This window comes from Pseudomonas sp. CG7, assembly GCF_023701885.1.
GTDB classification, from domain to species: domain Bacteria; phylum Pseudomonadota; class Gammaproteobacteria; order Pseudomonadales; family Pseudomonadaceae; genus Aquipseudomonas; species Aquipseudomonas zanjanensis.
The window spans coordinates 1-12,866 of record NZ_JABAEE010000049.1 but is presented as its reverse complement, the minus strand read 5'-3'; the positions used below and the strand labels follow the sequence as shown (position 1 = coordinate 12,866).

The 12,866-nt window shown below is 62.8% G+C and carries 13 protein-coding genes; 7 read left to right on the top strand and 6 right to left on the bottom strand.

Going from position 1 to position 12,866, the window contains the following annotated elements:
- Positions 1 to 102: 102 nt before the first annotated feature.
- Entirely contained in the window at positions 103 to 774 is a 672-nt protein-coding gene (locus HGO40_RS19385; protein ID WP_250964330.1) for a TetR/AcrR family transcriptional regulator, read from the top strand.
- A gap of 34 nt (positions 775 to 808) precedes the next feature.
- Complete coding sequence (locus HGO40_RS19380) at positions 809 to 1,663, top strand: sulfurtransferase (RefSeq protein ID WP_250964329.1); 855 nt, start codon at positions 809 to 811, stop codon at positions 1,661 to 1,663.
- A 160-nt stretch (positions 1,664 to 1,823) separates the two neighbouring features.
- Here the strand turns inward: HGO40_RS19380 and HGO40_RS19375 are convergent, their stop codons facing one another.
- The 4 genes from HGO40_RS19375 to HGO40_RS19360 are packed head-to-tail and all read right to left on the bottom strand — an operon-like array spanning position 1,824 to position 6,303.
- Positions 1,824 to 2,822 carry a hydrolase gene (locus HGO40_RS19375; protein ID WP_250964328.1) on the bottom strand — a complete coding sequence of 333 codons (999 nt, stop codon included), beginning with the start codon at positions 2,820 to 2,822 and terminating at the stop codon, positions 1,824 to 1,826.
- Between the two features lie 31 nt (positions 2,823 to 2,853).
- Positions 2,854 to 3,465: a 16S rRNA (guanine(966)-N(2))-methyltransferase RsmD gene (gene rsmD, locus HGO40_RS19370; protein WP_122567412.1), complete on the bottom strand. Its 612-nt coding sequence runs from the start codon at positions 3,463 to 3,465 to the stop codon at positions 2,854 to 2,856.
- Positions 3,465 to 4,955 (bottom strand): M16 family metallopeptidase, encoded by a 1,491-nt coding sequence (locus HGO40_RS19365; RefSeq protein WP_250964327.1) that lies wholly within the window; start codon positions 4,953 to 4,955, stop codon positions 3,465 to 3,467. The genes rsmD and HGO40_RS19365 overlap by 1 nt, the downstream gene beginning before the upstream one ends.
- On the bottom strand, positions 4,948 to 6,303 hold the full coding sequence (locus HGO40_RS19360; protein WP_250964326.1) for a M16 family metallopeptidase: 1,356 nt from the start codon (positions 6,301 to 6,303) through the stop codon (positions 4,948 to 4,950). The genes HGO40_RS19365 and HGO40_RS19360 overlap by 8 nt, the downstream gene beginning before the upstream one ends.
- Before the next feature lie 344 nt (positions 6,304 to 6,647).
- Between HGO40_RS19360 and ftsY the strand changes: the two genes are divergently transcribed.
- From ftsY to rpoH, 4 genes are all read left to right on the top strand, one after another.
- Positions 6,648 to 8,087, top strand: coding sequence for a signal recognition particle-docking protein FtsY (gene ftsY / locus HGO40_RS19355; RefSeq protein ID WP_250964325.1), 1,440 nt, complete (start codon positions 6,648 to 6,650; stop codon positions 8,085 to 8,087).
- Positions 8,084 to 8,755, top strand: coding sequence for a cell division ATP-binding protein FtsE (gene ftsE, locus HGO40_RS19350; protein ID WP_060740190.1), 672 nt, complete (start codon positions 8,084 to 8,086; stop codon positions 8,753 to 8,755). The genes ftsY and ftsE overlap by 4 nt, the downstream gene beginning before the upstream one ends.
- Positions 8,752 to 9,774: a permease-like cell division protein FtsX gene (gene ftsX, locus HGO40_RS19345; RefSeq protein ID WP_250964324.1), complete on the top strand. Its 1,023-nt coding sequence runs from the start codon at positions 8,752 to 8,754 to the stop codon at positions 9,772 to 9,774. Before ftsE ends, ftsX begins: the two co-directional genes overlap by 4 nt.
- A 112-nt stretch (positions 9,775 to 9,886) precedes the next feature.
- Positions 9,887 to 10,741 (top strand): RNA polymerase sigma factor RpoH, encoded by an 855-nt coding sequence (gene rpoH, locus HGO40_RS19340; protein ID WP_003177476.1) that lies wholly within the window; start codon positions 9,887 to 9,889, stop codon positions 10,739 to 10,741.
- A 195-nt stretch (positions 10,742 to 10,936) separates the two neighbouring features.
- Here rpoH and mtgA read toward each other — a convergent pair whose 3' ends face one another.
- The gene (gene mtgA, locus HGO40_RS19335; RefSeq protein WP_250964323.1) at positions 10,937 to 11,659 is read right to left on the bottom strand and encodes a monofunctional biosynthetic peptidoglycan transglycosylase; all 723 of its coding nucleotides are present in this window, start codon (positions 11,657 to 11,659) and stop codon (positions 10,937 to 10,939) included.
- A gap of 73 nt (positions 11,660 to 11,732) precedes the next feature.
- On the opposite strand from mtgA, the gene HGO40_RS19330 reads away from it, so the two are divergent.
- Entirely contained in the window at positions 11,733 to 12,104 is a 372-nt protein-coding gene (locus HGO40_RS19330; protein WP_250964322.1) for a DUF423 domain-containing protein, read from the top strand.
- A 9-nt stretch (positions 12,105 to 12,113) separates the two neighbouring features.
- On the opposite strand, the gene HGO40_RS19325 is transcribed toward HGO40_RS19330, so the two are convergent.
- A partial coding sequence (locus HGO40_RS19325; protein ID WP_284739170.1) for an SGNH hydrolase domain-containing protein occupies positions 12,114 to 12,866 on the bottom strand: 753 nt, incomplete at its 5' end.

Here is a 12,866-nt window from a genome sequence, read left to right as displayed (position 1 = left end):
TACTCTAGAAAGTCAATGGCATCCTTAGCGGCTTTGGGTTTTTCCTGTGGCGGATAGGTCGTAAGATGCCTTCAATGCCTTCGTCGAATTAAAGCCCAAACCATGGCCCCACGAATGAAAACCAGCGAGCGCATCGTGCAAAACAGCCTCGAGCTGTTCAACCAGCAAGGCGAGCGCAGCGTCAGCACCAACCACCTCGCCGCCCATATGGACATGTCCCCGGGCAATCTCTATTACCACTTCCCCAACAAGCAGGCGATCATCGCCGTGCTGTTCAGTGAGTATGAGAACCTGGTGGACAGTTTCCTGCGACCGCCCCAGGGCCGGGCGGCCACAGTGGATGACAAACGCTTTTACCTGCAGGAACTGCTGGCGGCCATGTGGCGGTATCGCTTCCTGCACCGGGACCTGGAGCATCTGCTCGACAGCGATCCGGACCTGGCGGCCCGCTATCGTCGGTTTTCCCAGCGCTGCCTGATCCACGGCACCGCGATCTACGAGGGATTCGTTGCCGCCGGTATCCTGAAGATGGACCGGGTGCAGATCGAATCCCTGACCCTCAACGGCTGGATCATCCTCACGTCCTGGGTGCGGTTCTTGTGCACCACGCGGGAAAATTTCAGCCACCTGAGCGAGCAGGCCATCAAGCGCGGCGTCTATCAGGTGCTGGTGCTGGAGGCCGGTTTCGTGACCGACCAGGCCCGCGAGGAGGTGGATGCACTGTTCAAGGAATATTACGTCCCGCTGGCCCAGACCCTGGAGGACCGGCAGTAGGAATCGATCCCCGATTCAGTCACAGGAGCTCACCATGCCCATCGCGCAACTCATCAGCCCCCAAGCCCTCGAACAGCGGCGATCCCAGCCCGGGCTGGTGATCCTCGATTGCCGTTTCGCCCTGGAAGACCCGGATTACGGTCAGCGCAGTTATGCCGAGGGCCACATTGCCGGGGCGTCGTTCGCAGACCTTGAGCGCGACTTGAGTGGAACGGTGACCAAGGGCGTGACCGGGCGTCATCCGTTGCCCGAGCCCGAGGCGTTGATCGAGCGTCTCAAGACTTGGGGGCTGGATAACGACAGCGAGGTCGTGCTGTACGACGACGGTCCCGGCGCCTATGCCGCGCGGGCCTGGTGGTTGCTGGCCTGGCTGGGCAAGCGCGACGGCGTGTACATCCTCGACGGTGGGCTCAAGGCCTGGCATGCCGCGGGCTTGCCCCTGAGTCTTGATCCGCCGCAGAACGGTCGTGGGACCTTCAGCGGTGCACTGGACGCGAGTTTGTTGATCGATGCGCAAGCCCTGCAACAACGCCTTGGCGAGCCGGCCATGACCTTGCTGGATGCCCGGGCATTGCCGCGCTTCAAGGGCGAAGTCGAGCCAATCGACCCGATAGCCGGGCATATCCCGGGCGCCCAGTGCGCAGCGTTCACCGACAACCTGGGCGCCGATGGCCGCTTCCTGCCGGCCGAACAGCTCAAGCAACGCTTCGCCGAAAAACTGGGCGAGCGTTCGCCCACCGAACTGGTGGCGTACTGCGGCTCCGGCGTGACGGCGTGTCATAACCTGTTTGCCTTGTGCCTGGCAGGCTATCCCTTGGGACGGCTGTACGCCGGCTCGTGGAGTGAATGGATCAATGATCCCCAGCGGGGCGTGGCGAAGGGCGAATAACAGACACCTGGAATCAATAGGGGTGAACCCCCAAAAACTGTGGGAGCGAGCTTGCTCGCGATTGCGGTGTATCAGTCAACTTCAATGTCGCTGATCCACCGCTATCGCGAGCAAGCTCGCTCCCACAGGGGATTTGTGTGGGCTACAAACCTTGCCACGTTCAGCCGCGCTCCAGGCTGGCCAGCCAATGGGGAATCCGCCGCTCCAGGTAATACCCGGGGCGTCGCAAGGTTCCGTCGACAAACCCCACATGCCCACCCCGGGCATGCAATTCAATCCGGGTCGAGGCCGATAATTCGCCCGGTTCGGGCAGGCTGTGGGGGAATACAAAAGGATCGTCGGCGGCCTGGATGACCAGGGTCGGCGTGCTGATACCTGCCATGAAATAGCGGCTGGAGGCGCGGCGGTAGTAATCCGCTGCGTCGGAGAACCCATGCAGCGGCGCCGTTACCCGGCCGTCAAAGTCCCAGAAGGTGCGCATGTTCTCCAGCGGACCCAGCGCCGCCCGGGTCGCCAGGCCTTCGTGACGCCCGTCGTGCTGGAACTGGCGTTGCTTGTTGCGCACATAGGCCACCAGTTGCCGCATGAAATGGGCCTGGTAGAGCTTGGAAAAACCCTGGCCGATGCGATCGGCGCACTGGGCGAGGCGAAACGGTACCGAGACCGCCACCGCCCCTTGCAACTGGCTGTCGCCGGCGGTTTCTCCCAGGTGCTTGAGCATCACATTGCCGCCCAACGAATAGCCCACCGCAAACAGCGGCGCCAAGGGCCGTCGGGCGCGCAAGTGGGCGATGGCGGCGGCCAGGTCTTCACTGGCGCCCGAGTGATAGCTGCGGGGCAACAGGTTCGGCTCCCCCGAGCAGCCGCGCCAGTTCAACGCCGCACTGGCCCAGCCCTGGCGACCGAGCGCCTGCTGCAACCCGACCACGTAGGGCGAATTGGAAGAGCCGGTCAGCCCGTGCAGCACCAGCACCAAGGGGGCCTCGGCGCTGTGGGGGCCATGCCAGTCGAGGTCGAGGAAATCACCGTCTTCCAACCACAAGCGCTCGCGTTGGCGCGCGATGTGGGTGGTCGGGCGCCACAAGGGGCCCCACAAGGTTTGCAGGTGCGGATTGCCAAGGCCCGTAGCAGGGACGAAACGTTCAGGTGCGGCGGACATCATTATTATTCTCGATGTACGGGTCAGCCGTTCAGCCCATGTCCTTTGTCAAACGCTGCCACAACGCGTAATACACCCGTCCGGATTTCTGCTCGCGGTGCAAGCGCCAGTTGCCCGGCAAGCCCAGGGTGGACGGGGCGGTCTCGCTTTCAGTGTAGACCCAGGCATCCTCGGCCAGCCACTGGCGTTCTTCGAGCAAGGCGCAGACCGTCGGCAACAGGTTCTGGTTGAACGGCGGGTCGAGGAATACCAGGTCGAAAGGTGTTGCCGGTTGGCTGTCGAGGTATCGCAGCGCATCGGCGGTTTGCACCTGGCCGACGGTGCAGCGCAGGGTGCCCAGGTGCTCCTTCAGGCTGGAGACCGCCAGATTGCTGGCGTCCAGGGCCTGGCCCATGGCGGCGCCGCGGGACAAGGCTTCGAGGAACAGCGCGCCGCTGCCGGCGAACGGGTCGAGCACCCGGGCACCCGCCACGTAGGGCGCGAGCCAGTTGAACAGGGTTTCCCGCACGCGGTCCGGGGTCGGGCGCAAGCCCGGGGCATCCGGAAAGCTCAGGCGCCGGCTGCGCCATTCGCCGCCGATGATGCGCAACTGGTTCACACCGTTGTGCACGGGTTTCTTGCTGGAATTGGATGGGCGGGCCATTAGTGCTCCGGAACCCCGAGCGGCTGCTCGGCAGGTTTGTCAGTGGGGGGCGGCAACGGCTTTTGCGGCACGCTCGGGCCGGCAGTGACGATAACCATCTTGTCGGTGCTCAGGTGTTTGTTCAGCGCGGCCTTGACCTGCTCGACGGTCAGTTCCTGGGACTGGCGCATGAAGTCCTCCAGGTAGCTCAGCGGCAAGTCGTAGAACCCCATGGCGCCGAGCTGGCCGACGATGTCGGCGTTGCTGGCGGTGGACAGCGGGAAGCTACCGGCCAGCTCGCGCTTGGCGTCATCGAGTTCTTTTTGGGTCGGACCGTTCTTGAGGTAGTCGGCGAACACGTCCTGCACCAGTTTCAAAGTGCCTTCGCTCATCTCTGCACGGGTTTGCAAATTGATCATGAACGGGCCGCGGGCCTGCATCGCCGTGAAACCGGAGTACACGCCGTAGGTCAGGCCGCGCTTTTCGCGAACTTCAGTCATCAACCGCGTGCCGAAGCCACCGCCGCCGAGGATCTGGTTGCCCAGGGACACGGCGGCATAGTCCGGATCGTCGCGGTCGATGCCCAGTTGCGCGAGCATCAGGTTGGTCTGCTTGGACGGAAACTCGATGTGACCGATGCTCGCCTTCGGCTCCACCGGTGGCGGGGTTTTCGCCAGGGCCGGGCCTTTGGGCAGCGCGGTGGAAACCTGGTTGGCAATCGCTTCTGCTTCGGCGCGGGACAAGTCCCCCACCAGTGCGATCACGGCGTTGCCGGCGGCATAGGCCTTGGCGTGGAACGCCCGGGCCTGGGCCAGGGTGATCGGTGGAATGCTCTCGGCGGTGCCGTCGCTGGAGTGGGCATAAGGATGCTCGCCGTACAGGCGTTTCATCAGTTCCAGGCCCGCCAGTTTGCCGGGGTTCTGCTTCTGGTACTCGAAGCCGGCCAGCATCTGATTCTTGATACGGGCAAAGGAGTCGGCGGGGAAGGTCGGTTTGCCGACGACTTCGGCGAACAGCTTCAAGGCAGGCTCACGTTTGTCGACCACGCTGAGGCTGCGCAGGGACGCCACGGCCATGTCCCGGTAGGCACCGTTGCCGAAGTCCGCGCCGAGGCTTTCGAAGCCTTGGGCGATGGCGCTGACATCCTTGCCGGCCACGCCTTCGTTGAGCATGGCGTTGGTCAGCAGGGCGAGGCCAGGGGCGTCGCCGTCCTGGCTGCTGCCGGCGGCGAAGGTCAGGCGCAGGTCGAACATCGGCAATTCCCGGGCTTCGACGAACAGCACCTTGGCGCCGTCGGCGGTTTGCCAGGTTTGCACGTCGAGCTGGCGCCGGCTGGGCGCCTTGTCGTTCAGTTCAGCCAAGGATTGCAGCTTGTTGCCGGACTTGGCCTTGTCCAAGGCCTGGCTGGCGTTGGAGTCGCTGGACGGCGTCAGGTAAAAGGCCAGGGCGCAGGCCAGGGCGATCGACACCAGGCCGATCGGCACCAGGCGCGATGATTTTCGCTCACTCATGAGCTTTCTCCTCGGGCAGGATGTGCGCAACGCTTAGACGCGAGCGGGTGAAATACAGCTGGGCTGCCTTCTGGATGTCCTGCGGGGTCACGCTTTGCAGTTCGGCGAGTTCGGTGTCCATCAGCTTCCAGGACAAACCGACGGTTTCCAGCTGGCCGATGGCGGTGGCCTGGCTGGTGATCGATTCGCGCTCATACACCAGGCCGGCGATGACCTGGGCGCGCACGCGTTCCAGTTCCTCGGCGGGCGGGGCGGTGGTTTTCAACTGTTCGAGCAAGCGCCACAGGCCGGCTTCGGCCTGGGCCAGGGTTTTGTTTTTCTGCGTGTTGGGCGTTGCCGACAAGGTGAACAGCGTGTCGCCACGGGTGAAGGCGTCGTAGCTCGACGAACCGCCGGACACCAATTCTTCGCCGCGCTCCAGCTGGGTCGGGATCCGACCGCTGTAGCCGCCGTCCAGCAAGGCCGAAATCAGCCGCAGGGCATTGACCGACGCCTTGTCTGTCGTGGTGGCGATGCTGGGCACGTTGAAAGCCAGCATCACGCTGGGCAGTTGGGTCTGCACATGCAGGGTGATCTGGCGCTCGCCGGGTTCGGCCAGCTCCAAGGGGATTTTCGCGACCGGCACCGCGCGCCGGGCAATCGGGCCGAAATAACGCTGGGCCAGGGACTTGACCTCATCCGGCGTGACGTCGCCAACCACCACCAGGGTCGCGTTGTTCGGGGTGTACCAGGATTGGTACCAGTGACGCAGCTCTTCGACGGTCATCCGGTCCAGGTCGGCCATCCAGCCGATGGTCGGCGTGTGGTAGCCGCTGGCCGGGTAAGCCATGGCCTTGAAGCGCTCGTAGGCCTTGGACATGGGCTTGTCGTCGGTGCGCATGCGCCGCTCTTCCTTGATCACCTCGATCTCGCGGCTGAATTCCTCCGGCGGCAGGCGCAGGCTGGCCATGCGATCGGCTTCCAATTCGAAGGCCACGCCCAGGCGGTCACGGGCCAGCACCTGGTAGTAGGCGGTGAAGTCATCGCTGGTAAAGGCGTTCTCTTCGGCGCCCAGGTCGCGCAGGATCAGCGACGCTTCGCCGGGGCCGACTTTTTCACTGCCCTTGAACATCATGTGTTCGAGGGCGTGGGACAAACCGGTCTGGCCTGGCGTTTCGTAGCTCGATCCCACCTTGTACCAGACCTGGGACACCACCACCGGCGCGCGATGGTCTTCGCGCACGACGACCTTCAGGCCGTTGTCGAGGGTGAATTCATGGGTGGGTTGTGGGTCGGCAGCCAAGGCTGAAAAGGGCAGACAAACTGTGCTGAGCAGCAGGCCTGCGGCGCGGCGGGCAAGAGCATTCATTCGTGTTTAAACCTGTTGGGTTGCCCGCTAGGTCTTAGCGTCGGCGGGCGAGAGGGTGCTAGGATACTGATCCGTTTTACTGGCGGCCACGCCTATCGGGCCTTTTATCGGCCCGGGGTTGTCTGGGTTCTACGGAGAAACGCTGGGTTTGCTCGTTGATCCCGGCGTTTTCGCCGATGATGCCGTACCAGTCCTTCGAAAAAATCGACTTTGAGGCGTCCTGGGGACGCTTCGACAAAATGTTGCGCGTGAACAAGCTGGATGAAACGCAGTCTGTTCAGCATCGAATATTTATCACCGAGGCGCCCTCGTGGCGCGTCGCTACCGTGAGATAGCCGTCCTCCATGTTTGGTTCCAACGACGACAAGAAGACCCCAGCTGCGGCTGGCGAGAAAAAAAGCCTGTTCGGATGGCTGCGCAAGAAGCCGCAGGAAACCGTCGGCGAACAGCCAGACGCGCTGCCTGAGCCCGCCGCCGAGACAGTGGCCGAAGAGGCCGCGCCCATCGTCCTGCCGATCGCCGAGCCGGTGCTGCAGCCGGTCGAGCCGGAGCCTGAAGCCGCGCCTGAGCCAGTGGCCGAACAGCCGCTGACCCCGCCGGCCGGGCAAACCCCTTGGCTGACCTTGCCGGTGGCGGAAGAGCCGGTCGCACTGGTCGAGGACGAGGTTGCGCATACCCCGCCACCGATTCCGGCAACGACGCAACCTGTTGAGAAGCCGGTCGAGGCGCCGGTTGCCGACGCGCCAGCGTCCGTCATTACGCCCGCCGCGCCTCAACCCGTTCCTGAGCCAGAGCCTGCGCCGGCTGAGGTTCCGACTCCGGCCGAGCCGCCACGCACGGCCGAAGAAAACAAGGTCGGCTTCTTCGCCCGCCTCAAGCAGGGCCTGTCCAAGACCAGCGCCAGCATCGGCGAAGGCATGGCCAGCCTGTTCCTGGGCAAGAAAGTCATCGATGACGAATTGCTGGAAGACATCGAAACCCGCCTGCTGACCGCCGATGTCGGTGTCGAGGCCACGTCGGTGATCATCCAGAGCCTGACCCAGAAGGTCGCGCGCAAGCAGCTGACCGACGCCGATGCCCTGTACAAATCCCTGCAAGGCGAGCTGACCAGCCTGCTCAAGCCGGTGGAAAAACCCCTGGTCGTTGCCTCGCAGAACAAGCCGTTCGTGATCCTGGTCGTTGGCGTCAACGGCGCCGGCAAGACCACCACCATCGGCAAGCTGGCCAAGAAGCTGCAGCTCGAAGGCAAGAAAGTCATGCTGGCCGCGGGCGACACCTTCCGCGCCGCCGCGGTCGAACAGCTGCAAGTGTGGGGCGAGCGCAACAAGATCCCGGTGATCGCCCAGCACACCGGTGCCGACTCCGCCTCGGTGATCTTCGACGCTGTACAAGCGGCCAAGGCCCGTGGCATCGATGTGCTGATCGCCGACACCGCCGGTCGCCTGCACACCAAAGACAACCTGATGGAAGAATTGAAAAAGGTGCGCCGGGTGATCGGCAAGCTCGACGCTGACGCGCCCCACGAAGTGCTGCTGGTGCTGGACGCCGGTACCGGTCAGAACGCCATCAACCAGGCCAAGCAATTCAACCAGACCGTCGAACTGACCGGGCTGGCCTTGACCAAGCTCGACGGCACGGCCAAGGGCGGGGTGATTTTCGCCCTGGCCAAGCAGTTCGGCCTGCCCATTCGCTACATCGGCGTGGGCGAAGGCATCGACGATTTGCGCACCTTTGAAGCCGAGCCCTTTGTCCAGGCACTGTTTGCCGAGCGGGAGCATTCATGATTCGTTTCGAACAGGTCGGTAAACGCTATCCGAACGGTCACGTCGGCTTGCATGAGCTGAGCTTTCGGGTCCGTCGGGGCGAGTTTCTGTTTGTCACCGGCCATTCCGGCGCCGGTAAAAGTACCCTGCTGCGCCTGTTGCTGGCGATGGAACGACCGTCCACTGGCAAACTGCTGCTGGCCGGCCAGGACCTGAGCACCATCAGCAATGCCCAGATCCCCTATCTGCGGCGGCAGATCGGCGTGGTGTTCCAGAATCACCAATTACTGTTCGACCGCACGGTGTTCAACAACGTGGCGTTGCCGTTGCAGATCCTCGGCTTGTCCAAGGCCGAGATCATCAAACGCGTGGATTCGGCCCTGGAGCGCGTGGCCCTGTCGGACAAGACCGACCTGTACCCAGGCGACCTGTCCACCGGCCAGCAACAGCGCGTCGGCATCGCCCGCGCCATCGTCCATCGCCCGGCCTTGCTGCTGGCGGACGAACCCACCGGTAACCTCGATCCGCGCCTGGCGGCGGAAATCATGGGTGTGTTCGAAGACATCAACCGCCTGGGCACCAGCGTGCTGATCGCCAGTCACGACCTGGCCCTGATCGCACGCATGCGTCACCGCATGCTCACCTTGCAACGCGGTCGACTGATCGGTGACGGGGAGGCCGGCGCATGAGTGCTACTCGCAGCCCGAAAGTGGCCGAACGCGTGGCCCCGAAGGCCTCCGATCCGCAGCCGCAAAAGAAAAAGCGCGACGATGACGACGGCCCGGACTTCGCCACGCTGCTGCGCGCCTGGATCGAAAGCCATCGCGCCAGTTTGCTGGACAGCCTGCGGCGCCTGGGCAAGCAGCCCATCGGCAGCTTCTTTACCTGCATGGTGATGGCGGTTGCCTTGAGCCTGCCCATGGGGCTGTCATTATTGCTAAATAATGTGGAGCGCCTCGGCGGTTCCTGGCAGCGCGCCGCTCAGGTTTCCCTGTACCTGCAGATGGACGCCAGCCCTGGTGAAGGCCAGGCGTTGCGTGAGCAAATCAAGGCCATGCCAGGCGTGTCCGATGCCGAATACATCGGGCGCGAGCAGGCGCTTGAAGAGTTCCAACAGCAGTCCGGCCTGGGCGATGCCCTCAAGGAATTGCCGGAGAATCCGCTGCCAGGCGTGGTGCTGGTGACGCCGAACGAGGTCGACAAGCCGGCCCTTGAAGCATTAAGACAAAGACTTTCCGAGTTGCCGAAGGTACAACAGGCGCAACTTGATCTAGTCTGGGTCGAGCGTCTGGCGGCGATCCTCAAGCTGGGCGACCGGTTTGTCTTCGGTCTGACAGTGCTGCTGGTTTCTGCATTACTTTTGGTGATAGGCAATACCATTCGTCTTCATATTGAAAACCGCCGCACCGAGATAGAAGTGATTAAACTCGTCGGCGGTACGGACAGTTATGTACGCAGGCCCTTCCTTTATATGGGGGCGCTGTATGGCTTCGGTGCCGGCATTCTGTCTTGGGGCGTATTGGCGTTTGGCCTGGACTGGCTGAACGATGCGGTAGTGGGGCTGGCCGGTTTGTACGGCAGTGATTTCTCGCTGGCCGGAGTGCCAGTCGCCGACGGTCTGTCGCTCTTGCTTGGCGCGGTGCTGTTGGGTTATATCGGTGCATGGATTGCGGTCGCACGCCACTTGCGTGAGCTTGCGCCAAAATAGTGTTTTTTGCGCGTATTGACCTTTCGGTTTTTGTGGGAACTTGTCCTACGGTTCCCGGTCAATTTTCGCAGTGCTGAACTGCACGAGTTATGTAAGTTGGAGGTTTTTTCGTATGACCACTTCTTTGCAACCTGCTTATGCTCTGGTCCCGGGTGCGAACCTGGAGGCCTATGTGCACACGGTCAACAGCATCCCGCTGCTGACCCCCGAGCAGGAGCGTGAACTGGCCGAGAGTCTCTACTATGAGCAGGATCTTGAGGCGGCTCGGCAGATGGTGCTCGCCCACCTGCGTTTTGTCGTACATATCGCCCGCAGCTATTCCGGCTACGGGCTGGCCCAGGCCGACCTGATCCAGGAAGGCAACGTTGGCCTGATGAAGGCGGTCAAGCGTTTCAACCCGGAAATGGGTGTACGCCTGGTGTCGTTTGCCGTGCACTGGATCAAGGCGGAAATCCACGAGTTCATCTTGCGTAACTGGCGCATCGTGAAAGTCGCGACCACCAAGGCCCAGCGCAAACTGTTCTTCAACCTGCGCAGCCAGAAGAAGCGTCTGGCCTGGCTGAACAACGAGGAAGTCCATCGCGTTGCCGAAAGCCTGGGCGTGGAGCCTCGGGAAGTGCGCGAGATGGAAAGCCGCCTGACCGGCCATGACATGGCCTTCGACCCGGCCGCTGAAGCGGACGACGACAGCGCTTTCCAATCGCCGGCCAACTACCTGGAAGACCACCGCTACGACCCGGCGCGTCAACTGGAAGACGCCGACTGGAGCGACAACTCCAACACCAACCTGCACGAAGCACTGGAAGTGCTGGACGAGCGCAGCCGCGACATCCTCTACCAGCGCTGGCTGGCCGAGGAAAAAGCCACGCTGCACGACCTGGCGCAGAAGTACAACGTGTCGGCCGAGCGGATTCGCCAGCTTGAGAAGAGCGCGATGAACAAGCTCAAGGTCTCGATCGCGGCTTGACCTGCGATAGCGACAATAAAAAACGCCCCGATCAGTGATGATCGGGGCGTTTTTGTTTGTGCGCGGTGTTGGATTCGACCCGGGTCCCTTGTGGGAGCGAGCTTGCTCGCGATGGCGGTGGGTCAGTCGACATCTCTACTGAGTGCTCAATTGTCATCGCGAGCAAGCTCGCTGCCACAGGGGTATTCAGTGCGGCTACTGCGCCCAAGGCGCCCGCCGCGCCCGATCGAGCTCCAGCAAATAACCGGCGCCCCCCAACTGGCTCATCTGCTGGCGAATCCAACCCGCCCGCCGTAGCACGTAGGGGCTCGGCCGGCTTGCGCTCCATTTTCGCGGGTTGGGCAACACCGCCGCCAACAGGCTGGCCTGTTGCCGGGACAATGCACCCGCGCCCACGCGAAAGTGATGCCGCGCCGCCGCTTCCGCTCCAAACACGCCGTCGTCCCACTCCACGCTATTGAGGTACACCTCGAGGATCCGCTGCTTGGGCCAGAACACTTCGATCAGTGCGGTGAACCAGGCCTCCAGGCCTTTGCGCAGCCAGCTGCGGCCCGACCACAGGAACAGGTTTTTCGAGACTTGTTGGCTGAGGGTGCTGGCGCCGCGAATCGAACCGCCACGGCCATTGTGGGCGAAGGCGGCCTGGATCGCACCGATGTCGAAGCCCCAGTGTTCGGGGAATTTCTGGTCTTCGCCAGCAATTACCGCAACCTTGAGGCTGTCGGATATCTGCTCCCAAGGTTGCCAGTCGCGCTGCAGGTCGATCGGCTCGCCGTTGAACCAGGATTCAACCTTGCGCTCGATCATCAGCGCGGTGAACGGTGTCGGCACCACGCGAAACAGCAGCACAAGCACAACGCTGCCGACGGCGAACCAGAGCAGGGCTTTAAGGAATCGTCGAAACAATGTACGCAGCATAGAGATGGCTTGGCCGAACCCGTCGAGCGGGCCATTATACAGACCCTGCCCACCGAGTCTGACTGGAGTTCCCATGTTGCGTAGCTTTCTGATGCTGGCGGCTTTTTTCGGCTTCACCGGCGTCGCCTTGGGAGCATTTGCCGCCCATGGCCTGAAAAACCGCCTGAGCGCCGATTACCTGGCGATTTTCCACACCGGCGTCACCTACCAGTTGGTCCACACCCTGGCGTTGCTGGGCGTTGCGCTGCTGGCCACGCATATTCCCGGTCGCATCGTCACCTGGGCCGGGATTTCATTTGTGGTTGGCATCCTGTTGTTCTCCGGCAGCCTGTACCTGTTGACACTCACGGGTATCAGCAAGCTGGGCATTATCACCCCGTTCGGCGGCGTAGCGTTCCTGATCGGCTGGTTGTGCCTGGGCCTTGCCGCCTGGCGCCTGAATTGACGGTAGAGGTCAGCTGGCGTTCTTCCAGCCATTGAGCAACGTTTGTGTGAAGGACGGCGCAAGGACGCGGTTGCCGTGCCCGCTCAAGTGATCGGCATCGCGGAAGAGTGGTTTATCATCGTCGTAGGCAGAACAGGTTGCGCCTGGGCACAACAGGGGGAGCGGGTCCCAGACAAGCAGCGTCGGATACTGGCCGGTCAAATGATCGAGCAGGGTCATTTGCGCCGTTCGCAGTTGCTCGATGTGTTGCCGCGCAATGGTGAATCCCGGGGTGCAGATGGGATTCATCCGGTTGAACCAGTCCGAACAGCGATAGGGCGGCGCCTTGAACAGAGGCATGGGCGCATTGATCAGTACCCGCACCTTGGCGGTCATCAAGCGTGTCAGCACCGCTTCGGCGGCAATCCGGGCGCCTTCAATCTGTTCGGACGTCAGCTCGGAAAGGGCTTCCCCCCATGCTTCCTCTTCGCTGCGAGCCCAGTTGCGCCCAGCCAGCTCCGGCATTCGCAGCGACGCCAGGAACACAATGTCACCGGGTCTTGCCCGTGCTTCGATGTCGCTCAGGGCCTTTTCCCGAGCTCGGGCGCAGGCACCTTGCGGATCGGGCGCCATGAGGCTGACCACCGCGCAGCCGCCGCGTTCATATTCCCGAACTTTGAAGCCGAGTTGCCGTGATGCGAGGCTGAGCATGGTGCGATAGGCCGCCGCGTGAGAGTCGCCGATCACGAACAATTGGCGGCCCTGCAAGGGTGGGTTCTGGGC

Excerpts from the sequence above, each read along its gene's own strand:
- HGO40_RS19385 (WP_250964330.1), top strand. The coding sequence starts at position 103 with ATGGCCCCACGAATGAAAACCAGCGAGCGCATCGTGCAAAACAGCCTC.
- HGO40_RS19380 (WP_250964329.1), top strand. The coding sequence starts at position 809 with ATGCCCATCGCGCAACTCATCAGCCCCCAAGCCCTCGAACAGCGGCGA.
- HGO40_RS19375 (WP_250964328.1), bottom strand. The coding sequence starts at position 2,822 with ATGTCCGCCGCACCTGAACGTTTCGTCCCTGCTACGGGCCTTGGCAAT.
- rsmD (WP_122567412.1), bottom strand. The coding sequence starts at position 3,465 with ATGGCCCGCCCATCCAATTCCAGCAAGAAACCCGTGCACAACGGTGTG.
- HGO40_RS19365 (WP_250964327.1), bottom strand. The coding sequence starts at position 4,955 with ATGAGTGAGCGAAAATCATCGCGCCTGGTGCCGATCGGCCTGGTGTCG.
- HGO40_RS19360 (WP_250964326.1), bottom strand. The coding sequence starts at position 6,303 with ATGAATGCTCTTGCCCGCCGCGCCGCAGGCCTGCTGCTCAGCACAGTT.
- ftsY (WP_250964325.1), top strand. The coding sequence starts at position 6,648 with ATGTTTGGTTCCAACGACGACAAGAAGACCCCAGCTGCGGCTGGCGAG.
- ftsE (WP_060740190.1), top strand. The coding sequence starts at position 8,084 with ATGATTCGTTTCGAACAGGTCGGTAAACGCTATCCGAACGGTCACGTC.
- ftsX (WP_250964324.1), top strand. The coding sequence starts at position 8,752 with ATGAGTGCTACTCGCAGCCCGAAAGTGGCCGAACGCGTGGCCCCGAAG.
- rpoH (WP_003177476.1), top strand. The coding sequence starts at position 9,887 with ATGACCACTTCTTTGCAACCTGCTTATGCTCTGGTCCCGGGTGCGAAC.
- mtgA (WP_250964323.1), bottom strand. The coding sequence starts at position 11,659 with ATGCTGCGTACATTGTTTCGACGATTCCTTAAAGCCCTGCTCTGGTTC.
- HGO40_RS19330 (WP_250964322.1), top strand. The coding sequence starts at position 11,733 with ATGTTGCGTAGCTTTCTGATGCTGGCGGCTTTTTTCGGCTTCACCGGC.